Below are 21,899 nucleotides of genomic sequence, written 5' to 3' on the forward strand. Positions count from 1 at the left end.
TGTTTTTGTGAAAATTTGTAGAAATTTGCCGATAATATTTGCGAATACTTTAATTATGTTGTATAATATCGCGTAAATAGGAGGTGTGGTCTATGGGATGAACAGATGCTCCAAAATCGGGGATGTCGTTTTAGCTGCCAAGCCACAATCACCAGAGATGCAATTTACGAAAATAACGTGTTCAAAAATGGTCAATACTAGCTCTAATTTGTTTTGAACATTGATGTGGGCTATAGCAGCGAAGAACCGACAGAGGGTTTCTTCGCTTTTTTAATACTTTTAAAAAATATAATGAAATTGCAAGAAAAAATTAAACAGTTTTTTCATACTTATTTAACAATAGAGCGTCTATACTGTAGTATGAAACCATTAAAAACGTAGGGAGTGGTTTTTTGAGTCCTTCAACTGACCGAATGTTAACCCGTGTTAAAGCCATGTATCTTTTTATCCGGAAGAAAGGAACTGTTACAACACGAGAACTAGTTGAAGAATTTGGAATCACGCAACGAACCATCCAACGCGATTTAAATGTATTAGCATACAATAATTTAGTGAAAAGTCCTAGTCGGGGCATCTGGCAACCGACTTCAAAAAAAGTTAAAGTATCATAAACCGCTAAAGCGTTTTTCTACTAAGGAAAGCTCCCTATGCTTTACACAGGGAGCTTTCCTTATCTTGTCTTTAGCGGAATATCATTGATCTCTTCTACTAACTGATCCTTCATAACCGGTGAAACGATCCATTTTTCATTGAGCCAATCCACTTTTCCTTCCAGTGGCATATATTTGGTTCCTTCTCCCAACAATTTCGACCAGAACCCTTCGGAAAGCTCAAATCCGACCGCTTTCATCGATCTTGTTTCAAACACGATATCTTTAATTTTCCCAATCTTTTCGCCATCGGCCATCTCAACTTCCCAATTTTTCAATTGTCCGGCAGGGAAACAATTTTCCGTTTCTTCGGTTTGCCGTTCATTCCCTTTATATAAAATAACATTATCAATCGAAACGATCTCATCCACTGGTATATAGAACGTCTCTTTTACATATTCCTGACCGGCAATCGGCGGCATCCTTCCTGGAATTCCAGCATTTGCTGCACCTAATCCATTCGTCGCTGCAATCACGTTTTCAACCAATCGGTTATCCGGTTCATTTAAGGCTTCTTTTTTTCTCTCTTCAATCAGGGCTTTCTCTGTAAAGGCCAGACAACATAAGGAATAGTCATTTTTGTTAAGTAAAATACTGCTTAACTCAATATTTGTCTTACCGGTATGTTGATGTACAACTTTCATATTTAACAGATCTTTCCCTTTGATCAACATGAACCTTTCCTCCTTTAAGCTAATCAGAAGCCCTTACATTCCCATCGCTTCTCTTAAAGAAGATATACCCCGAAAAAGATTTTTACAAACTTACTTTTCTTTTAACGCTTCCACTTCATCCTCTGTCAACTCGCGGTATTCCCCTAATTCAAGTGACTCATCAAGGGACAAATTCCCCATTTTTATTCGTTTTAAATATCGCACTTTCTTTCCGACGGCCGCAAACATTCGCTTTACTTGATGGAATTTCCCCTCAGTTATGACAAGTTCAATCTCCGATGTCTCCCCCGAACGCAAGATCGTTAAATCTCCCGGCTTTGTTTTGTAGCCGTCGTCCAATAGAACCCCTTCTTTAAAAGCGGACACATCATTTTCATCGACACGTCCTTCAATGATCGCGTAGTACGTTTTTGGCACATGTTTTTTCGGTGATAAAAGAGCGTGGGATAGTTGCCCATCGTTTGTTAATAACAATAGCCCTTCCGTATCTTTATCTAACCGGCCAACAGGAAATGGGGCAAAATGTCTATCCTCTTCTGAAAGCAAATCAATAACGGTCTCTTGTTGCACGTCTTCCGTTGCAGAAATCACGCCCTGTGGCTTGTTCATCATTAAATAAATAAACTCTTTGTAAACAACTTTTTCTCCAAGTAAAAAAATCGTTTGCTCAACGGGGTTGACTTGTGTCTTTCCATCTTTTATGACAGTCCCCTCAACCTGTACCGCCCCTGACTTTAAAAGCTGCTTGACTTCTTTTCTACTGCCGAAGCCCATATTCGATAAAAGTTTATCAAGACGCACTCATCTCACCTCATACATAAGTCATGATTATTTTTTCCTATAAATTTGTAAAATTATGTTTTATACTGGATGAAACGTGGTATTTTACTCTTATAAGGGGGAAAGAACTATGAAACGCAAAATCGGGTTGCTTGCAACGGCAAGAAAAAAAGCGGACGAGCCTGCAGCCGCTATCGATTTATACATAAGTCCTTTGTTTCAAAAGTCGGTTCGATATGCCGTGCAAAACTATGATGATTTCTATTTATTTAGCGCAAAAGAAGGGCTCTTACAGAAAAACCAGTTTATTTATCCTTATAATGTTTCGATTAAAAATTTCAGCTTAAAAGAAAAACAAGAATGGGCAAAAAAGGTCATTTCCAAACTCCGTGAATTCGAGAGACCGGATCTTTGTATCATCTACCTTCATGGCGGCTGGGTGTACCGTGAATTCCTGCAGCCCGAACTCGAAAAGAACGGGTATGCCTATGAAGTTCCGTTAGAAGGATTAGGCATAGGAAAACAGCTTAATTGGTATGACTTACATATTAAGTAAGAAAGACCATAGCGCTTGTTTTTCTTACGAGGTGAGAAGTGAGAGGTTGGATTAGACTAAATTGGCGAAATGCCAATTTTTCACTTTTTAAGAAAGCAGGTCGATGCTCCGACCTGCTTTCTACCCTCGCTGTTGTTTTCTTTTTTTCAAAAATGCCAACCGATCGCCAAATATAATTCCGAGCAAGCCTGATCGGTAGCTTAAGAAAAAATAGACGAGAGCACCAAGCCCAGCTCCTACAATTAAAGTGAAGATGGAGCTCCATTTTGTATATTCCCCGCCAAACATCGCAAGAAGCGGTATTTTCACGAGCCACACGATGAACGCCATAATAAACGAAAAGAGAAGGATGAGCACTGTTCTCCGATACACCCATTTATACGAAAAGTTCCCATACTTTTTAATGACGACTAAATTCAAGCCGACTGATACGATATAACCGCCATTTGTCGCCATTAATGAACCGATTCCTTCAAACCAATGAATGAACGGTTCATTAAATACCATTTTAAATAAAACACCGAGCAGCATGCTTAATAATGCAAATTTTTGTTTATTCAAGCCCTGTAAAATTGCCGCTGTAATTGTAAACAATGCAAAAAGGATCGCTGTCGGCGAGTACCATTGAAGCAGCTGCCCGCCAAAATGGTTCATATCTTTAATCGAAAATAATGTGCCGTATGCAGGATAAGCAAGGACAGACAAGCCAATTGCAGCCGGTACGGTTAAAAATAAGACGATTTGAAAGGTTTGCGAAATGTTTTTATTTAAAGCCTTATAGTCATCCTTTACATACGCCTGTGTAATAATAGGAATCAGTGTAAGAGCAAACGCAGTTGCCAATGATACAGGAATCATCACCAGTTGATGAGCGGTCTGCGTCACAATGGCGACAACATTCTCTGCCGCGCTTTGCTTATATCCGTCTTGTTCAAGCGCCCTCACTACTGTAAATTGATCGACCATTTTATAAAGCGGAATTGCAATGCCGACCGCAACGAATGGAATGGCATAAGTAATCGTTTCTTTATACATTTGCGCAAGTGAAATGTTAGAATTTACTTTATTCTCTTTATAAAGTTTTTGCAAATGCGGACTTCGTTTTTTCCAATACCAGAGAAGCACAATTAATCCGCCAACCGCTCCAATCGTTGCGGCAAATGTAGCAAGCCCTACAGCCGTCGTAATTTCACCATGAAACACTTTAATGACGACGAAGCTTCCAACAATGATAAAGACAATCCGAATGATCTGTTCAATAACTTGTGATACCGCTGTCGGACCCATCGACTGAAACCCCTGGAAATACCCGCGGATTAAGCTCATCGATGGAACGATGATCAATGCCGTGCTGACCATCCGAATGACAAACGTAATATCTTCCTGACTGTTCCCCTGCGTTCCGCTTCCGCCGACAATCCGCGAAGAAAGGAATGGAGCAATTGTAAATAGAACGATAAAGGCTAAAAAGCCCGTTAAGGTCATTAACAATAACCCGGTTTTTAAAAGCCTTCTCCCTGTATTGTAATCGCCCAGCGCATTGTACTTGGAAACAAATTTTGAAACCGCTAGCGGGACGCCCATTGTCGCAATACTTAGCAAAATCGTATAAGGATTGTACGCATACGTATATAGTGCTACACCTTTCAATTTGACTAAATACGTAAACGGAACGATATAGATCATCCCAATGAATTTTGAAAAGAAAGTTGCAATCGTTAATATAAATGTTCCTCTTAATAATCGAGACATTGATTCCTCTCCTACAACTACCAAACTGCTTGAAGTCTTCTTTAAGGCAATACTAGTATTGTATCACATCTTCCCGCATTCGAGAAAAATGTCGATAATTCTTACAAAAAAATTAGTTGGAAGCGGTAGATGTCGATTTCTTTTTTTGGCGAAACTATGATATCGTTTGTCTATATATACATAGGTGGGATTGTAATGAAAACAGACGTTATTGTTATTGGCGGAGGTCCATCAGGGTTGATGGCGTCCGTTGCTGCAGCAACTCAAGGAGCCCGTGTGCTGCTCATTGATAAAGGAGATAAACTTGGAAGAAAGCTTGCCATTTCCGGCGGAGGGCGGTGCAATGTAACAAACCGGCTTCCTGTCGCTGAAATCATTAAACACATTCCGGGAAATGGCCGCTTTTTATACAGTGCGTTTTCAATTTTCAACAATGAGGACATTATCGCGTTTTTCGAAGGGCTTGGAATCCGGTTAAAGGAAGAAGATAATGGGCGGATGTTTCCCGTCAGCAATAAAGCGAAGGATGTCGTTGATGCACTGCTCGACAAAGTAAAATCACTCAATGTACTAATTCGTACGAATGCTCCTGTGAAAACGATTAACTTTTTAGAAACCGGAAAAAAAGAAGTTGTCTTAAAAAGCGGCGAAGTGTTATCCGCTTCGGCCGTTATCGTTGCTGTCGGGGGCAAGTCCGTTCCACATACTGGATCGACGGGTGACGGCTACGCGTGGGCGAAAAAAGCGGGTCATACGATTACGGAACTTTATCCGACAGAAGTTCCAATCACATCAAAAGAGAAATTTATAATGAAAAAAGAGTTGCAAGGATTGTCATTAAGAGATATTCAGTTATCCGTCTGGAATCCTAAAGGCAAACCAATCATTTCGCATCGCGGGGATATGTTGTTCACCCATTTCGGCATTTCTGGCCCAACAGCGCTCAGATGCAGCCAATTTGTCGTAAAAGCGCGAAAAAAATTCAATGTGGATGAGATCACGATGAGCCTCGATGTATTTCCGGATAAGAATGAGGAAGAATTGTTTCAAGAAGTGACAAAGCTATTGAAAAACGAGCCGAAAAAAGCGGTCAAAAACGTGTTGAAAGGATTTTTGCCTGAACGTTATTTGTTGTTTTTATTAAACCGGGCGGAAATCGGGCATGAAACAACATTTGAGCATTTGCCGAAACAAAACTTGCGCCAATTCGTCGCTTTCTTAAAAAAGTTTCCATTTCAAGTAAACGGTACGCTTTCCATTGAAAAAGCGTTTGTGACGGGTGGCGGGGTGTCGATTAAAGAAATCCATCCGAAGACGATGGAATCCAAAATAAAAGACGGGCTTTATTTTTGCGGAGAAATTCTCGACATTCACGGCTATACTGGTGGATACAACATTACCGTCGCATTCGTCACCGGGCATTTGGCCGGAACAAATGCAGCGTTAGGAAAGAACATGTAAGGGAAGTCGGCTTATTCGATTTCCCTATTCTCGATAAATGATCATTGCGGAATACGAGTAAATCGTTTCATCTTCGTCGTCTTTTAAACTATCGCTAATGGCAACCTGGTATTGGATCTCTTTAAGCTGGGGTTCTGTTATCGTCTCAAGAAACGCGTTAACCGCTTCTTCAAGGTCTTCCTCATGTTCCTCGTCAAACAGCTTCACTTTGAGCATTTTCAGCACCTCCTGCATGAAAATTTCAACCAGGAGCCTGTCGAATCCTTTGTAGGAAATTGACTAGTTTTGCAATCAAAAAACACCTTCTGGCTAACTATACAGAAGGTGTTTTTCAACTTACTCCGCTTTATTATATTTCAGCATGCCGCCAACCATGTTTTTTACCTTATAACCATGATCCTGCAAGAACTGGCATACCCGTTCACTGCGTCCACCGGAACGGCAAATGATAATATGTTCCTCATCTTTGTCGATCTCATCCAAACGTTCCGGAATATCGCCCATTTTGATATGCTTCGCTTCCGGAATTTTCCCTTCCGCTACCTCTTCATCTTCACGAACGTCGATAAGAGATACTTTTTTACCTTCTTTCAAAAGTTCTTTTACTTCGTCTGTTGTAATTGTCGGTACTTGTTGTTCCATTTTATCATCCTTCCATTTGTTTTCATTCCTTTATTTTTCATGTTCAGAGGATGAAAGTCAAGTTTGCAGCTGAAGTTTGAATTCATTTTTAAAACTATTCATATTCGAACATTCTTATTAGTTTTGTTGATATAATGTAAACAATCATTAATTTCCCCGGAGGATGGAATGAATCCCGAACCACGAATTACACGCAGACAGTTTTTAAAAAAAAGTAAAAAATTGCTTCTTGGTGCAGCTGTTATTTTAGCAACCGGCTCTTATTCTACTTTAATCGAGCCGTTTTGGATTGAAATAAAAAAAGTTCATATTAAAATAAATAACCTTCCTCCTGCTTTTGATGGATTTAAGATCATCCATTTTAGCGATATTCATCTCGGCTTTCATTTTCAGCCCGGACATTTACCGAAAATCGTGCAAATTATCAATCGGTTAAAGGGCGACCTTATTTGTTTTACAGGTGATTTGCTTGATACTATTCATTCGCTAGATTCATTGCCTGGTTCAATTTCTGCCTTGCAGCACCTTAAAGCTCCATTAGGCAAGTTAGCTGTTTTAGGGAACCATGACTATATGGCCGGAGTTGATCGGGTATCCCAAGGACTTAGACAGTCGGGATTTCAGTTATTAATTAATGAAAATACGGTAGTTAGCAAAAAGCGAGATCTTCTATTTATAAGCGGGATTGATGACAGCCTGTTCGGGTATCCATCTCTTGAAAAAGCAACAGCAAACGTTCCGGATAATGCGTGCCACATTCTATTGTCCCACGAACCTGATATTGCCGAGATTAGTAGCCGATACCGGATTGATCTACAGCTCTCCGGCCATACTCATGGCGGACAAGTCCGTCTTCCATTTGTCGGGCCAATTCTTACTCCTGACCTCGGAAAAAATTACGTTTCAGGATTATACCGGGTGAATCATTCTAACTTGCAAGTGTACACGAACCGGGGATTAGGAACGACCCATTTGCCTATTCGTTTTTTATGCCGCCCCGAGATCACGCTCATTACCCTTGAAAAAGCTAAAGACCGCAGGTGAGCGGTCTTTTTAGTTTGCAGGAAACCCATCTTCTACTCATTATTCCGCCAATTCCAATAATATTTCCGCCGAAATTGGTTATAATTTCGCCGATTTAAGGCAGTATTCCGCCAAAGGAAAAGACCGCTCATTATAAGCGGTCTTTTGGACTTAATTCGCAACAATATTGACGAGTTTGCCTGGTACGGCGATCACTTTACGAACCGTTTTTCCTTCAATGTTGCTTTGTACGCTTTCATGGTTCAACGCAACTTCTTCCATTTCCTCTTTCTTCAAATCAGCAGGAACATTAATCTTCGCTTTCACTTTCCCGTTAATTTGTATAACGATTTCGATTTCTTTCTCAACGAGCTTCGACTCATCCCAGATTGGCCATGAGCTATAGGCGATTGTTTCATTGTGCCCTAGCTTCTCCCATAGCTCTTCACAAATGTGCGGAGCGATTGGGGACAATAGCTTCACGAAACCTTCCATGATCTCTTTCGGCAATCGCTCTTGCTTATTTGCCTCATTGATAAATACCATCAATTGTGAAATAGCTGTATTAAAGCGAAGTCCTTCAAAATCTTCCGTTACTTTCTTCACCGTTTGATGATACACTCGCTCGAACGCTTCAGTCGGTTCGACCTCTTGAATCGCCGGATGAAGCTCACCTTCTTCAGTTACATATAATCGCCATACACGGTCAAGGAATCGGCGGGCACCATCTAACCCTGTCGTGCTCCAGGCGATGGATGCGTCAAGCGGTCCCATGAACATTTCATACAATCTTAGCGTGTCTGCTCCGTGGCTCGCGATAATTTCGTCAGGGTTGACGACATTCCCTTTCGATTTGCTCATTTTTTCATTGTTTTCACCAAGAATCATGCCCTGGTTGAATAGACGCTGGAACGGTTCCTTCGTTGAAACTACACCAAGATCATAAAGCACTTTATGCCAGAAACGGGCATACAATAGGTGAAGGACCGCATGTTCAGCACCTCCGATATAAATATCGACCGGAAGCCAGTGCTTTAATTTTTCTGGATCGGCCAGCTTTTCGCTATTATTAGGGTCGATGTAGCGAAGGTAATACCAGCAGCTGCCCGCCCATTGCGGCATTGTGTTCGTTTCGCGGCGGCCTTTTTTACCGGTTACCGGGTCAACGACATTCACCCAATCTTCAACATTTGCAAGTGGCGATTCTCCAGTTCCGGAAGGCTTAATTTCATCCACTTGAGGCAATGTAAGCGGAAGCTCTTCTTCAGGAACAGTTGTCATTGTTCCGTCTTCCCAGTGAATGACCGGAATGGGCTCGCCCCAGTAGCGCTGGCGCGAGAACAACCAATCGCGAAGGCGGTATGTGACTTTCTTTTCGCCTTTTCCTGTTTCTTCAAGCCAGGCGATCATTCTTTGAATCGCTTCATCTTTTCTAAGACCGTTAAGAAATTCAGAGTTAACGAGTTCTCCGTCCTCCGTATAAGCGGCTTTTGAAACGTCCCCGCCTTTAACGACTTCGATAATAGGCAAGTCAAACTTTTTCGCAAATTCATAGTCACGCTCATCATGCGCCGGGACCGCCATAATTGCGCCTGTTCCGTAGCTTGCTAGCACATAATCGGCGATCCAAACCGGAATTTTCTTGCCGTTTACCGGGTTAATCGCATAAGCCCCGGTAAATACGCCGGTCTTCTCTTTTGAAAGCTCAGTCCGTTCAAGATCGGATTTCGACGCCACTTTTTCTTTATACGTTTGTACAGCTTCTTTCTGCTCGTCTGTCGTAATTTCATCAACGTAACGATGTTCCGGTGCAAGCACCATATACGTCGCTCCGAACAATGTATCCGGACGGGTCGTAAATACAGTCACTTCTTTGTCATGGCCGTCGATCGCAAAGTGCACTTCAGCCCCTTCAGAACGTCCGATCCAATTGCGTTGCATTTCTTTCAAGCTTTCCGGCCAGTCAAGTTCTTCAAGGTCTTCAAGTAGCCGGTCAGCATAAGCGGTAATTTTCAACATCCATTGTCTCATCGGCTTACGAACGACCGGATGTCCGCCGCGTTCACTTTTCCCATCGATGACCTCTTCATTTGCAAGAACCGTTCCTAATGCTTCACACCAGTTCACCGGCACTTCGTCCACATAAGCAAGGCCTTTTTTAAACAATTGAATGAAAATCCACTGCGTCCATTTGTAATAATTTGGATCTGTCGTGTTGATTTCGCGGTCCCAATCGTATGAAAAACCGAGCTCTTTAATTTGCCGGCGGAACGTATTTATATTTTTCTCTGTAAATTCTGCCGGATTGTTCCCGGTATCAAGCGCGTATTGTTCGGCAGGAAGACCGAATGCGTCCCACCCCATTGGATGAAGGACATTATAATCTTGCATCCGCTTCATACGAGAAACGATATCTGTCGCCGTATAGCCTTCCGGATGTCCGACATGAAGTCCGGCACCAGAAGGATAAGGAAACATGTCTAGCGCATAAAATTTCTTTTTGCCGATCTCATCCTTCGTTTTGAACGTTTTATTTTTTTCCCAATAGGCTTGCCATTTCGCCTCTATTTTTCTGTGGTTGTAATACATAGGTAAACTCTCCTCCATCTTATTGACTTACACTGCTCCTTGCGAGCGATCTTATTGTTAGAATTAAAAAAACCTCCCGTCCCAATAATAGGGACGAAAGGTTGTTTCATTCAAAAAACCTGCCGCGGTACCACCCACATTAGCACTCAAGCTGAGCGCTCGCTCAATTTCCCTTAACGCGGATATACGGCAAGCATTACTTTGCATTTTCACACTTGCAACTTCGAGGCGAGTTCAAAAAGATCCGGGATTGACTTGCACCGACCGTCAATTCTCTACTTCCCTGTTCTTATTTACTACTCCTCATCATCGTCTTTTCAATTCATCATTATTATTAATTAGTATTTTATGAATGTTACAGAAAAATGTCAAGAAAATTTAAAAACAGTTTCGCCTGAACTAGCATATTTTATACATCAGCTAAAGAAAGGATATACAATCGAAGTCAAGCTGCTAATGACGACTGTGATCGCGTTTTGCAAAACATTGAAAAAATATTGGTTTAATGGTGTTATGATGATAATGAAGAAAAGCAAAATACCAAAGTGTTCAAAACGCATCATCGCCTGCCTGATTGTATCCGGGGCCAGTTCCTCCAGCACGCGATAACCGTCGAGCGGTGGAAGCGGAAATAAATTGAAAACGAATAAAAGGACATTCAATTTAATAATATTCGTAATTAAATCATTGATCATTTGCAATTTATCTAATGATACGTTTTGTAAAATGCCAGTATGAAAAAGGGCATAAAACACAATAATACCGATGAACGCAACGATTAAATTGCTTAAAGGGCCAGCGATGGAAACAAGAATGCTATGAAGGTGCGGCCGTTTAAAGTTTCGGCGGTCAACCGGAACAGGTCTTGCCCAGCCAAAACCGGCAATTAGAATCAATATCGTGCCAATCGGATCGATATGTGACACCGGCGAGAGCGTCAATCTTCCTAAATTTTTTGCCGTCGGATCCCCGCATTTATAAGCGACGAGTGCATGGGCGTATTCATGGACGGTAAACCCGATGACAAAAGCAATAATTACATAAGGCAACTCTTGCAACGAAAAAGCTAAAAATTGTTCCATAATTCTCTCCCAACGATTTAGTTTCCTATTTATTATAAGCGATCACCTTCTATATTCCTATTGACAAAATACGAAATTAAAATCCGCTGTTAAACGAAACAGCGGACTTCATTATTTAAATATCCAGAGGCTTCTCTTTTACTTTGATAGAAGGGATCAGGCGATCAAACGCCTGGGTTACTAGCATCGATAGAATAAAAAATCCAAAAATGATGCCAAAAAGTGTATTCATACCAAATTGGTCAACAATAACTCCACCAAAAACCGGGCCGATCATTCTACCAGCCGTTGCCGTGCTGTTGACAACTCCTTGATAAAATCCCGCCCGGCCGTCAGGTGCAAGTTCATTTGCGATAGAAGGGATGCCCGGCCAGACAAACATTTCCCCAATTGTTAAAATCAGCATGGCTATTAAAAATCCGCTAAACGCGTGAGCGGTACTGACGACGATAAACGAGACGATAAAAATAGAATAACCTATCATAATTTGTGCTTTTGATGAATGAATCCACTTTTTCAAGACTACATTCAAAAAAGGCTGCCCGAGGACAATAACAGCACCGTTGACCGTCCATAATAAACTATATTGCTTAAGGTCGATGCCAATTTCCTGAGTGTGTGAGGCTATAGAGGAAGTCCATTGAACATAACAAATCCAAGCCAACAAATACCCCGTACATAAAACAAGCAATGCTTTGAATACGCTTTTGTTTTTAATTCGTTTGTTTTGGGTAAGCACACTTTCCGGTGATACCGCATGGAGAGCAGTTCCCATGCCCCTATAACCAAAAATGACCAAAAGCAAAAAGACGATCACTAATAGCGTATTGCCGATAAAAGACCATTCAAAAGAAATTGAAGCTGCTAAACCGCCAATTGCGGCACCGACCGCAACGCCGACGTTTTGCGCAACATATATGGCATTAAAAGCTTTTCTTCCCCCTTCTTTCCAAACCGTTCCCGCCATGGCAAACATCGCCGGAAACGTAACGCCGCTTCCAAACCCGATAATGGTGAGCAATATCGCATACGGTAGAAAGCTGTGAAAAAATACAAGAGTAATTAATGATGCCGTAGTAATGCTTAATCCAATGATAACGGTTTTATACCCGCCAAATTTATCAAACAACGTTCCTCCGATTAAATTGCCGATTACTCCCGCACCCGAGTTCAACATAAGAACAATTCCTGCAACCGTTAATGATCTTCCCAGATGGTCATGCATGTAGATCGTATTTACCGGCCATAAAAACGATGTTCCTGTTACATTAATCATCATTCCGATCACTAAGAGCCAGACTGCTTTTGGCATGATGCTCTCCCCCACTTCTCCAATATCCTTCTGTATTGTAGTTCTTTTTCTATTCAATGACAATTAACTTTACTCCATTTCCAAAAATTATCTCGTTCTCATCCGTTTGGAATATGGAGACTGGCATGTTACAATGGCAGGTAGTGCTTTTTTCTATTTTCAACAAAAGCATTACTATGGAAAGGAGTTGTTTGTTGTGGCTCACGTAACAAAAGTTCCAGCACACTTTGGCGATAAGCGTTTTTATACATGGAATCAACATTTAAAGGAGCACTTTGGTGAAAAAATTATTAAAATTCCGCTTGATGGCGGTTTTGATTGCCCGAATCGGGACGGCAAGGTAGCTTATGGTGGATGCACCTTTTGCTCCCAGAGTGGATCCGGTGATTTTGCCGGAGATCGCCGGGACGATATTATTACTCAATTTAATACCGTAAAAGAGAGAATGCATCAAAAGTGGAAAAAAGGAAAATATCTCGGGTACTTTCAGGCGTTTTCCAATACGTATGCTCCTGTAGAAAAGCTGAAGGAGATGTATGAAACGATTCTCGAACAAGAAGGTGTCGTCGGCCTTTCAATCGCAACGCGCCCGGACTGTCTACCTGATGATGTGGTCGAATATCTTGCCGAATTAAATAAACGGACGTACCTCTGGGTCGAACTTGGCCTTCAAACCGTTCATGAGCGTACAGCTCTCCTTATTAACCGGGCACATGATTATCCAACATATGTTGAAGGCGTCAATAAACTCCGAAAGCATAACATTCGCGTCTGTTCCCACATTATTAACGGCCTGCCGCTTGAAACACCGGAAATGATGATGGAAACGGCCCGTGAAGTAGCAAAATTGGATGTTCAAGGAATCAAGATTCATCTTTTGCATTTATTAAAGAAAACGCCAATGGTCAAACAGTACGAACAAGGACTATTAGAGTTTCTCGATTTCGATACGTATGTCGGGCTTGTTTGTGACCAGCTTGAAATTTTGCCGCCGGATATGATGATCCACCGGTTGACAGGCGACGGACCTCCCGACTTGATGATCGGACCGATGTGGAGCTTAAAGAAATGGGAAGTCTTGAATGCGATTGAAGATGAATTAAAACGAAGAGATAGTTTTCAAGGCAAATTTTATCAACCTGTGGTGAAAGTGCAATGAAGCTACAAGGAATATTACCTTTTGCAAGAACGTTGCTTGCCTCAGCTGTCGGGGAAGGTGATATTGCGGTCGATGCGACTTGCGGTAACGGCAATGATACACTCTTTTTAGCCAGACTTGTCGGAAAAGATGGCCATGTTTTCGGATTCGACATTCAAATTGAGGCAATCGCGGCCACGAATCATAAACTGGAAGTTAATAACTGCCGCCAGAACGTAACCTTATTCCACGCTTCACACGCCGAATTGAAAAACTATATTCCTGACACGATGAAAGGGAAAATAAAAGGCGCTGTGTTTAATCTCGGTTATCTTCCCGGCGGGAATAAAACGATCGTAACAAAAGGCGACTCGACCATTTCTGCAATTGAAAGTCTTCTTGAGCTAATGGGAAAAGAAGCGGTTATCGTTCTTGTCATTTATCATGGACATGAACAGGGGAAGGTCGAACGGGATGAAGTAATGGCATATGTCAAGAGCCTTGATCAACAAGCTGTTCACGTTCTCCAATACGGATTCATTAATCAAAAAAACAATCCGCCGTTTATCGTGGCGATTGAAAAAAGATAAAGCTCTTTCCTTTGGGCGAGGAAAGAGCTTTTCTTATCCTGATGACATCTTCAGTCGTTCGTACAGTTTTCTGTTTAAATAAAAAAATAAAGTTGAGCCGCCGCCAAGTCGAATAATTTTATCTGCCGCTTCTTTCGTTTGCTGATCTTTCCTTACTTTTTGATCCGCTAAGTATATGCCAAGAAGGCCGCGATTGATCAGCCGGTGAAATTTATAGTTCGGAAGAGCGCGAATGCTTTTGTCGGCCTGTTTGACAAAGTGGGTAAAACGCTCCAGTAAATGCTGATTGTTATCATAGTATGAACAAAAGTTCAAATCCCCTCCTAATCGATCTTCTTCTTGATCGACTAAGTAATCAAGCAAAATATGGAGGCCCTGAACCCAAGGGAAGTAACCTTCCTTAACTGTATGTACCAACTCTTTCGAACATTGATTGCCAAATGCATATGACACTAAACAAAAAATTCCGAGTGTAGAGCCGGCACAGGCCGAAAACTCATACCAGCTCATTTCCGGCAAAGACTTTTGATGCTTCGAATGCCACGCCTTTAATCGAGGAACCCGTTCATCAACCTTCACATGTTTATGAACTTGCAGGTCGCAATAGTAACGGGCCAATTCAATTAATGCATCTTGTATGAAATGAAACTTCGGTGCTTTTTCTAAAACATCCTGGCATGTCTCTACAAGTGCTGATAAATAACCGCCATCATCTTGTTCCGCACGATATCGATAATAGTTCACATGAATGGCGCCCGGTGTTAGCGCATGAATCATTGACTCGTGCAATGCTTCAAAATCAACCGGGTCAAGAGACGTACTGCGGTCACATAAATTATCAAGATAATCGCTGATCGTTTGATAAGCGACGACAAAACGAATAACCTCATCTTTATGTTCGCCGGATAGCAATGCAAAAATGGAACCGCCTTCACAGTGGAACGTTTTTGTGTCAATGCTGGCGAGTGCTTGTTTTCTTAATTCTTCATTCGGAATCGTATTCGCTCGCTCTTTCCATTTCCTAAGATAAAAGGAGACAGTTGGAAAGATATCGCGGTAAATTCTATACATAAGTGTCCATGGCTGCTCCGGTACATTCATTCTTTTCACTCCTTGCTCCAAACCAATTGTCTCCCTACTATAAATGCATGGATAAATACGTCACAAAATAACGAAAAACGTCATCGCGCTCCGGCTCATTTAACACTTCATGATATAGCTTTGGATATTCTTTATACGCCTTTTCTGTTAACTCTAACCGATTAAACCATCCGCGCACTTCGTATTTATTGACAATGCGATCTTCTCCCGCCTGCATGATTAAAAGCGGAACATCCGGGAAACGCTTCACCGTTTCATTGGCGATTTTCATTGCTTGAACTAACTCTCTATACCATCTAACCGATACTTTTTTTACAAGTAGCGTATCTTCCGCGTCCCTTAACCTTACTTCTTCATTTCTCGTTGCACTTTCAGGCTCAATATTGGCTGCAAACCGTACGGACGGAGCAATTTTATTAAGTACTCTCGATAATGCTTCCTTCCCTTTGGATGGCGGATTGACAAGTCCAAGACATGGGGAAGATAGAACGACGGCATGGACTGTAAACCTTTTTTCTGTAATCGCACGGATCGTTGCAAGACCCCCGAGACTATGTCCAAAAAGGAAAACTGGCAATTGGTATTTATTAGCTTCAAGCATCCACTGTTCAATCGTCTCTATATATTCATCAAATGAATCAATATGCCCTCTCCTTCTTGTTGTCGTGCCCTGGCCGGGCAAATCGCCCATAATGCAATGAAACCCTGACTCATTCAACTTTCTTATAACCCATTCATAGCGGCCGTGATACTCTCCAGCACCATGAACAATCACAACGACTCCTTTCGCTTGTTCTTTTGATTCCCATCGCCACATATTCTTTACCCCCTTCTGTTATATTTTTCACTTTGGTAAACTAATATAAGAGTCAAAAAAAATTGAGGATGTGAGACGATGATTTACCCTTTTCATGATAAAAATCCTGTTATTAGTAAAACCGCTTTTATTGCTGATTATGTAACAATTACAGGCGATGTCACCATTGGCGACTATAGCTCGATCTGGTTCAATACTGTCATTCGCGGGGATGTGGCCCCGACCATTATTGGAAATGGCGTCAACGTCCAGGACAATTCCGTTCTTCACCAGAGCCCGAACAAGCCGCTTATTCTCGAGGACGGTGTGACGGTTGGACATAGTGTTATATTACATAGCTGCATGATCAGACAAAACGCCTTAATTGGCATGGGTTCACTCATTTTGGATGGCGCTGAAATCGGTGAAGGTGCCTTTATTGGAGCGGGGAGCCTTGTTTCTCAAGGAAAGAAAATCCCGCCCAATACATTGGCCTTCGGACGCCCGGCAAAAGTTATTCGTGAATTAACCCCGGAAGACATACAGGATATGAACCGAATTCGCCGTGAATACAAGGAAAAAGGTCAATATTATAAATCATTGCAATCTAAGCGTTAAACTCAATTTGATTGCCGTCAGGATCACAAACAAACACTTGATGCCATCCTGTCTGGCTGTTCGTTTTATTTAAATAAGGAATTTGATGATGATCAAGAATTTTCAATAACTTATCCATATCCTTCACCCGTATGGCAAAATGGCCATCCCGGCTGTCCAGGTCCGTCGTCCCCCTTCGCGCTTTTCCGTTTGGATGAACAATTAAATGCAATTGTGTGTTGCCAAAATCATACCAAACACCCGGAAAGTCGAATTGGGGACGTTCCTTGCTTTGCTTGAATCCAAGTATACCTTCATAAAAATACAATGCCTTTTTCAAGTCGGTAACAAGCAATGACACATGATGAATTCCTTCGTACATTCCATCCACTCCTTATTTTCCAACCCTGGTAATCACTTATTTTACCATACTTCCATATAAATGATTGAATTTTTACCTTCTCAACAATCTTTTGTTAGCGATTTTTTGTCATGTTGGAAAAGTCCTCCTAATAGAAATAATAGAGAATGAAAAACAGGAGGTGCAAGCCAGGCATGAACACTAAAGGAACAAAAACGTACATTCCCTATCATAGTCCGTATGATCCGTGTGATCCGATCGGAAAAAAGTATTATTCTACCCCGCCAAACCTTTATATGGGGTTTCAGCCTTATAATCTTGAACAATTCTCCCCGAAAGAAGCATTAAAAAAAGGAACGTTATGGCCCGCCTTTTATGATTATTATGAAAATCCTTATGAAAGAAAATCGTAAAGGGGTGAGATGACATGGCCCAATTACCTGCAGAATTTTATCAATTGATGGAAGAACTGCAAGCCGTTGATTTTGTATTAGTGGAATTAACTCTTTATCTTGATACACACCCTGAAGATACAAACTCCATTCATCAATTTAATCAATTTGCACAAACGAGAAAAAAGCTGAAACGCGCAATTGAATCGAAATACGGCCCGCTTCAACAGTTTGGCAACAGCTATGCCGGTGCCCCGTGGAACTGGGACAGCCCACCATGGCCGTGGCAACTTTAACTTCTGATTCAACAACAAGGGGGGACTAGTTTTCAATGTGGATTTATGAAAAAAAACTTCAATATCCCGTTAGAGTAAGTACGTGCAACCCGAAGCTGGCAAAATTTTTAATTGAGCAATATGGAGGGGCTGATGGAGAACTGGCCGCTGCATTGCGGTATTTAAACCAGCGTTACAGCATTCCGGATAAAGTTATTGGATTATTAACGGATATCGGTACAGAGGAGTTCGCCCATCTCGAAATGATCGCGACAATGGTTTATAAATTAACGAAAGATGCAACGCCACAGCAACTTCGCGACGCCGGCCTTGAAGGCCATTATGCAGATCATGACAGTGCGCTTCATTATCATAATGCAGCCGGAATACCGTGGACAGCCACTTACATTCAGGCAAAAGGCGACCCGATAGCCGATCTTTACGAAGATATCGCGGCAGAGGAAAAAGCTCGGGCAACGTATCAATGGTTGATCAACATGTCAGATGATCCGGATTTAAATGACGGGCTTCGCTTTTTAAGGGAAAGAGAAATCGTTCATTCCCAGCGTTTCCGGGAAGCCGTGGAAATTTTAAAAGAAGAGCGCGATCGGAAGGTCTTTTTCTAAACCGCCAATTAGGCGGTTTTTTTAAAATAAAAACCATGGCTTTTTATAAAAGCCATGGTTTTAAACATTAAATATTTGCCTGTTTCTTTAGTTCTTCCGCTTTATCTGTTTTTTCCCACGGAAGTTCAACATCCGTGCGGCCAAAGTGACCGTAAGCAGCCGTTTGCTTATAAATCGGACGGCGAAGGTCGAGCATTCTTATAATACCTGCCGGACGAAGGTCAAAATTGTTGCGCACGAGTTCCACGAGAACTTCTTCGGACACTTTGCCAGTGCCAAATGTATCGACAGAAATGGATACCGGTTGCGCAACACCGATCGCATAAGCAAGCTGAACTTCAACTTTTTCAGCAAGGCCAGCTGCAACAATATTTTTTGCTACATAGCGGGCCGCATAAGCAGCAGAACGGTCCACTTTTGTAGGATCCTTACCGGAGAATGCACCGCCGCCATGGCGAGCATAACCGCCATACGTATCAACAATAATTTTACGCCCAGTAAGCCCTGCATCCCCTTGAGGTCCGCCGATTACAAAGCGGCCAGTCGGATTGATGAAATATTTTGTTTTCTCATCAATTAACTCCTCTGGAACGACAGGTTTAATAACCTTCTCTTTCATATCCGCTTGAATTTGCTCTAAGCTAATCTCTGGATGATGCTGGGTTGAAATGACAATCGTATCAATACGAACCGGCTTTCCATTTTCATCATACTCAACTGTTACTTGTGTTTTTCCATCCGGACGCAAATAAGGCACTTCTTCCGATTTACGCACTTCAGCTAATCGGCGGGATAAACGGTGAGATAAAGAAATTGGAAGCGGCATTAATTCAGCTGTTTCGTTGCACGCGAATCCGAACATTAACCCCTGGTCACCTGCTCCGATGGCTTCAATCTCTGCATCCGTCATTGAACCTTCACGTGCTTCAAGGGCCTTGTCAACACCCATTGCTATATCCGCTGATTGTTCATCAATGGATGTAAGAACCGCGCACGTTTCAGAGTCAAAACCATACTTTGCACGATCATATCCGATTGCCTTAATTGTCTCACGGACAACCTTTGGAATATCGACATACGTAGATGTCGTAATTTCCCCGGCAACTAATACCAACCCGGTTGTTACAGACGTTTCGCAAGCTACGCGGGCATTCGGATCATTTGCTAAAATTTCATCTAAGATCGCATCGGAAATTTGATCGCAAATTTTATCCGGATGTCCTTCTGTTACAGATTCTGAAGTAAAAAGACGACGACTTACCTTTTTTGACAATTGAGGATCCTCCTTCTCCGAAAAGGGAATATAAGATACGGTACTCATTCCTATATATCAACAGTTTAAAACGTTCTAATGGACATAAAAAAAGCCTTTTCCATTACAAAACCACTTGAGGAAAAGGTCCATTCTTTAAAGCCTTCAACCTCTTATTTTCCAAGGTAAAGTTACCTTGCAGGTTAGCACCTTTTCACCTTCGAAGTAATCTCCTTCGTTTTTAGTGTCGGTTGCTGGGTTTCATAGGGCCTGTCCCTCCACCTACTCGGAATAAGAGTAGCCGTTCCCGAATTATAATAGCGTAGTTATATAGTGATGTCAACCTAAACATGAATAGCATTTGCATCACAAGCGAAAATTATTTTTATATGCTTGTATTTAATTTTTACTTATTATATATGTCTCTACTCATTCACCATTTCGCCATAAATCATGAACCTTTTTTTAAAAATCACAATAAAATAGTATACATCATTTGTTTTAATGTGTTATACTAATTCCAACTTAAACAAGTCATTAAAAAACTCTCTTAAAAGGATGGTTTTGCGTTCATGAATACCGTTGAATTCACAACTACATTAAATGATATCTTAAATAGTTCAAAAACATATCATAATCTGCCTGTTCCTATCTTAGTTGAAAAGGCGTTGCTGCGCAATGAAGGAAAGCTTTCTTCCACTGGTGCATTTCAGGCTGTTACCGGGAAATACACTGGCCGCTCACCGAAAGATAAATTTATTGTAGAGGATGAAAGCGTCAAAGACAAGATTGACTGGGGAGATGTCAACCAGCCGATTGCCCCGGAAAAATTTGATCTATTATATAAGAAAGTCCTTCAGTACTTAAGTGAAAAAGAAGAACTGTTTCACTTTAAAGGTTTTGCCGGTGCGGATCATGCATACCGTTTACCGATTCAAGTCATCAACGAATATGCATGGCATAATTTATTTGCCCATCAATTGTTCGTCCGTCCAAACGAAAAAGAAGTAAATGAATTAGAGCCGGAATTTACAATCGTTTCCGCTCCGGGGTTTCTTGCAGATCCAGAAGTTGATGGAACAAATTCTGAAACATTTATTATTGTTTCTTTCGAAAAACGTGTCGTATTAATCGGCGGAACCGAGTACGCAGGAGAAATGAAAAAATCCATCTTTTCCGTGATGAATTATTTGCTTCCTGAACAAGGAATCCTTTCAATGCACTGTTCTGCCAACGTTGGTCAAGAAGGAGACGTTGCCCTTTTCTTCGGATTATCCGGCACTGGAAAAACAACGCTTTCTGCTGACCCGAACCGCCGATTAATCGGTGATGATGAACACGGCTGGGCCAATACCGGTGTATTTAACATTGAAGGCGGCTGCTATGCGAAGTGCATCAACTTGTCTCAAGAGAAAGAACCACAAATTTGGAATGCGATTCGCTTTGGAACGGTTCTTGAAAATGTCATTCTTGATCCTGAAACGAGAGTGGCTGACTATAACGACTCAACATTAACAGAAAATACGCGTGCGGCTTATCCGATTGATGCGATTGATAATATTATTCAACCGAGTGTAGCAGGCCATCCAAATGCGATTATTTTCTTAACGGCTGATGCTTTTGGCGTATTACCGCCAATCAGCAGATTAACGAAAGAACAGGCGATGTACCATTTCCTATCCGGATACACAAGCAAGCTTGCAGGAACAGAACGCGGAATCACTTCCCCGCAGGCAACATTCTCAACTTGCTTTGGAGCTCCATTCTTGCCGCTTGAAGCCACTGTTTATGCGGAAATGCTCGGTGAAAAGATCGATCAGCATGACGTTGAAGTCTTTTTAGTGAACACTGGCTGGTCCGGCGGAGAATACGGTGTTGGAAAACGCATGAACTTAAACTATACGAGAGCGATGGTTCAAGCAGCATTAGAAGGCGAATTAAAATCGGTTGAAACAGCGATTGACCCTGTATTCGGCCTTCACGTTCCGCTTCGTTGCCCTGGCGTGCCTGACCAAGTCCTTCAACCGAAGAAAACGTGGGACAATCCTGAAGAATATGACAAGAAAGCAAGAGAACTTGCCAACAAATTCAAAGAAAACTTCAAGAAATTCCAAAATGTGTCCGCTGCTATTCAAAACGCCGGCCCATTAGTATAACACATTAAATGAAGCCCGTCCTTGACGGGCTTCATTTTTTTGAAGAAAAGCAGGTTGATTATCTCCTCCTTCTAGTTATTTATGTTACAAAATG

At 41.7% G+C, this 21,899-nt stretch carries 23 protein-coding genes, 1 riboswitch and 1 other annotated feature; of the genes, 11 read left to right on the forward strand and 12 right to left on the reverse strand.

Going from position 1 to position 21,899, the window contains the following annotated elements:
• Positions 1-392 precede the first annotated feature (392 nt).
• Positions 393-611 (forward strand): DeoR family transcriptional regulator, encoded by a 219-nt coding sequence (locus WD019_RS12475; RefSeq protein WP_026676637.1) that lies wholly within the window; start codon positions 393-395, stop codon positions 609-611.
• Between the two features lie 59 nt (positions 612-670).
• Here the strand turns inward: WD019_RS12475 and WD019_RS12480 are convergent, their stop codons facing one another.
• Together WD019_RS12480 and WD019_RS12485 are read right to left on the reverse strand one after the other, a co-directional pair.
• Positions 671-1,324, reverse strand: a complete 654-nt coding sequence (locus tag WD019_RS12480; protein ID WP_425711711.1) for a PRC-barrel domain-containing protein — start codon at positions 1,322-1,324, stop codon at positions 671-673.
• Positions 1,325-1,414: 90 nt separating this feature from the next.
• Positions 1,415-2,125 (reverse strand): pseudouridine synthase, encoded by a 711-nt coding sequence (locus WD019_RS12485; RefSeq protein ID WP_425711712.1) that lies wholly within the window; start codon positions 2,123-2,125, stop codon positions 1,415-1,417.
• Between the two features lie 109 nt (positions 2,126-2,234).
• Between WD019_RS12485 and WD019_RS12490 the strand changes: the two genes are divergently transcribed.
• On the forward strand, positions 2,235-2,660 hold the full coding sequence (locus WD019_RS12490) for a DUF6884 domain-containing protein (RefSeq protein ID WP_035350093.1): 426 nt from the start codon (positions 2,235-2,237) through the stop codon (positions 2,658-2,660).
• Positions 2,661-2,780: 120 nt separating this feature from the next.
• On the opposite strand, the gene WD019_RS12495 is transcribed toward WD019_RS12490, so the two are convergent.
• A complete protein-coding gene (locus tag WD019_RS12495; RefSeq protein WP_425711713.1) occupies positions 2,781-4,412 on the reverse strand; it encodes a putative polysaccharide biosynthesis protein in 1,632 nt (543 codons plus the stop codon).
• A gap of 195 nt (positions 4,413-4,607) precedes the next feature.
• Between WD019_RS12495 and WD019_RS12500 the strand changes: the two genes are divergently transcribed.
• The gene (locus tag WD019_RS12500) at positions 4,608-5,873 is read left to right on the forward strand and encodes an NAD(P)/FAD-dependent oxidoreductase (protein WP_425711714.1); all 1,266 of its coding nucleotides are present in this window, start codon (positions 4,608-4,610) and stop codon (positions 5,871-5,873) included.
• A gap of 24 nt (positions 5,874-5,897) precedes the next feature.
• Here WD019_RS12500 and WD019_RS12505 read toward each other — a convergent pair whose 3' ends face one another.
• Both WD019_RS12505 and WD019_RS12510 read right to left on the reverse strand, forming a co-directional pair.
• Positions 5,898-6,089 carry a sporulation protein Cse60 gene (locus WD019_RS12505; protein WP_026676642.1) on the reverse strand — a complete coding sequence of 64 codons (192 nt, stop codon included), beginning with the start codon at positions 6,087-6,089 and terminating at the stop codon, positions 5,898-5,900.
• Positions 6,090-6,209: 120 nt separating this feature from the next.
• Positions 6,210-6,515 (reverse strand): rhodanese-like domain-containing protein, encoded by a 306-nt coding sequence (locus WD019_RS12510; RefSeq protein WP_026676643.1) that lies wholly within the window; start codon positions 6,513-6,515, stop codon positions 6,210-6,212.
• Between the two features lie 168 nt (positions 6,516-6,683).
• On the opposite strand from WD019_RS12510, the gene WD019_RS12515 reads away from it, so the two are divergent.
• Positions 6,684-7,559, forward strand: coding sequence for a metallophosphoesterase (locus tag WD019_RS12515; RefSeq protein ID WP_425711715.1), 876 nt, complete (start codon positions 6,684-6,686; stop codon positions 7,557-7,559).
• A 150-nt stretch (positions 7,560-7,709) separates the two neighbouring features.
• On the opposite strand, the gene leuS is transcribed toward WD019_RS12515, so the two are convergent.
• From leuS to WD019_RS12530, 3 genes are all read right to left on the reverse strand, one after another.
• Positions 7,710-10,127: a leucine--tRNA ligase gene (leuS, locus tag WD019_RS12520; RefSeq protein ID WP_425711716.1), complete on the reverse strand. Its 2,418-nt coding sequence runs from the start codon at positions 10,125-10,127 to the stop codon at positions 7,710-7,712.
• A gap of 86 nt (positions 10,128-10,213) precedes the next feature.
• Positions 10,214-10,446, reverse strand: a binding site (T-box leader).
• A 97-nt stretch (positions 10,447-10,543) separates the two neighbouring features.
• Positions 10,544-11,209: a site-2 protease family protein gene (locus tag WD019_RS12525; RefSeq protein ID WP_026676646.1), complete on the reverse strand. Its 666-nt coding sequence runs from the start codon at positions 11,207-11,209 to the stop codon at positions 10,544-10,546.
• A 115-nt stretch (positions 11,210-11,324) separates the two neighbouring features.
• On the reverse strand, positions 11,325-12,521 hold the full coding sequence (locus tag WD019_RS12530) for an MDR family MFS transporter (protein ID WP_425711717.1): 1,197 nt from the start codon (positions 12,519-12,521) through the stop codon (positions 11,325-11,327).
• A 196-nt stretch (positions 12,522-12,717) separates the two neighbouring features.
• Between WD019_RS12530 and WD019_RS12535 the strand changes: the two genes are divergently transcribed.
• Together WD019_RS12535 and WD019_RS12540 are read left to right on the forward strand one after the other, a co-directional pair.
• On the forward strand, positions 12,718-13,680 hold the full coding sequence (locus WD019_RS12535) for a TIGR01212 family radical SAM protein (RefSeq protein WP_425711718.1): 963 nt from the start codon (positions 12,718-12,720) through the stop codon (positions 13,678-13,680).
• Positions 13,677-14,249 carry a tRNA (mnm(5)s(2)U34)-methyltransferase gene (locus WD019_RS12540; protein ID WP_026676649.1) on the forward strand — a complete coding sequence of 191 codons (573 nt, stop codon included), beginning with the start codon at positions 13,677-13,679 and terminating at the stop codon, positions 14,247-14,249. Before WD019_RS12535 ends, WD019_RS12540 begins: the two co-directional genes overlap by 4 nt.
• 33 nt (positions 14,250-14,282) lie before the next feature.
• On the opposite strand, the gene WD019_RS12545 is transcribed toward WD019_RS12540, so the two are convergent.
• The gene (locus WD019_RS12545; RefSeq protein ID WP_425711719.1) at positions 14,283-15,350 is read right to left on the reverse strand and encodes a tetraprenyl-beta-curcumene synthase family protein; all 1,068 of its coding nucleotides are present in this window, start codon (positions 15,348-15,350) and stop codon (positions 14,283-14,285) included.
• A gap of 37 nt (positions 15,351-15,387) precedes the next feature.
• The gene (locus WD019_RS12550; protein ID WP_425711720.1) at positions 15,388-16,167 is read right to left on the reverse strand and encodes a lysophospholipase; all 780 of its coding nucleotides are present in this window, start codon (positions 16,165-16,167) and stop codon (positions 15,388-15,390) included.
• A gap of 78 nt (positions 16,168-16,245) precedes the next feature.
• Between WD019_RS12550 and WD019_RS12555 the strand changes: the two genes are divergently transcribed.
• A complete protein-coding gene (locus tag WD019_RS12555) occupies positions 16,246-16,764 on the forward strand; it encodes a gamma carbonic anhydrase family protein (protein WP_425711721.1) in 519 nt (172 codons plus the stop codon).
• Here WD019_RS12555 and WD019_RS12560 read toward each other — a convergent pair.
• The gene (locus WD019_RS12560; RefSeq protein ID WP_425711722.1) at positions 16,754-17,125 is read right to left on the reverse strand and encodes a VOC family protein; all 372 of its coding nucleotides are present in this window, start codon (positions 17,123-17,125) and stop codon (positions 16,754-16,756) included. The genes WD019_RS12555 and WD019_RS12560 overlap by 11 nt on opposite strands.
• Before the next feature lie 173 nt (positions 17,126-17,298).
• Between WD019_RS12560 and WD019_RS12565 the strand changes: the two genes are divergently transcribed.
• From WD019_RS12565 to WD019_RS12575, 3 genes are read left to right on the forward strand one after another with little or no spacing between them, the layout of a single operon-like run.
• On the forward strand, positions 17,299-17,517 hold the full coding sequence (locus WD019_RS12565; RefSeq protein ID WP_026676654.1) for a spore coat associated protein CotJA: 219 nt from the start codon (positions 17,299-17,301) through the stop codon (positions 17,515-17,517).
• A 14-nt stretch (positions 17,518-17,531) separates the two neighbouring features.
• Entirely contained in the window at positions 17,532-17,792 is a 261-nt protein-coding gene (locus tag WD019_RS12570) for a spore coat protein CotJB (protein ID WP_026676655.1), read from the forward strand.
• A 35-nt stretch (positions 17,793-17,827) separates the two neighbouring features.
• Positions 17,828-18,397: a manganese catalase family protein gene (locus tag WD019_RS12575; protein WP_026676656.1), complete on the forward strand. Its 570-nt coding sequence runs from the start codon at positions 17,828-17,830 to the stop codon at positions 18,395-18,397.
• Between the two features lie 67 nt (positions 18,398-18,464).
• Here WD019_RS12575 and metK read toward each other — a convergent pair whose 3' ends face one another.
• Positions 18,465-19,670: a methionine adenosyltransferase gene (gene metK, locus WD019_RS12580; RefSeq protein ID WP_026676657.1), complete on the reverse strand. Its 1,206-nt coding sequence runs from the start codon at positions 19,668-19,670 to the stop codon at positions 18,465-18,467.
• A gap of 149 nt (positions 19,671-19,819) precedes the next feature.
• Positions 19,820-19,947: riboswitch (SAM riboswitch) on the reverse strand.
• A 274-nt stretch (positions 19,948-20,221) separates the two neighbouring features.
• Here metK and pckA point away from each other — a divergent pair.
• Positions 20,222-21,805, forward strand: a complete 1,584-nt coding sequence (gene pckA / locus WD019_RS12585) for a phosphoenolpyruvate carboxykinase (ATP) (protein WP_425711723.1) — start codon at positions 20,222-20,224, stop codon at positions 21,803-21,805.
• Positions 21,806-21,899: the final 94 nt, after the last annotated feature.

Origin of the sequence: Fictibacillus sp. Mic-4 (genome assembly GCF_049843615.1) — a bacterium.
GTDB classification, from domain to species: Bacteria; Bacillota; Bacilli; order Bacillales; family Fictibacillaceae; genus Fictibacillus_A; species Fictibacillus_A gelatini.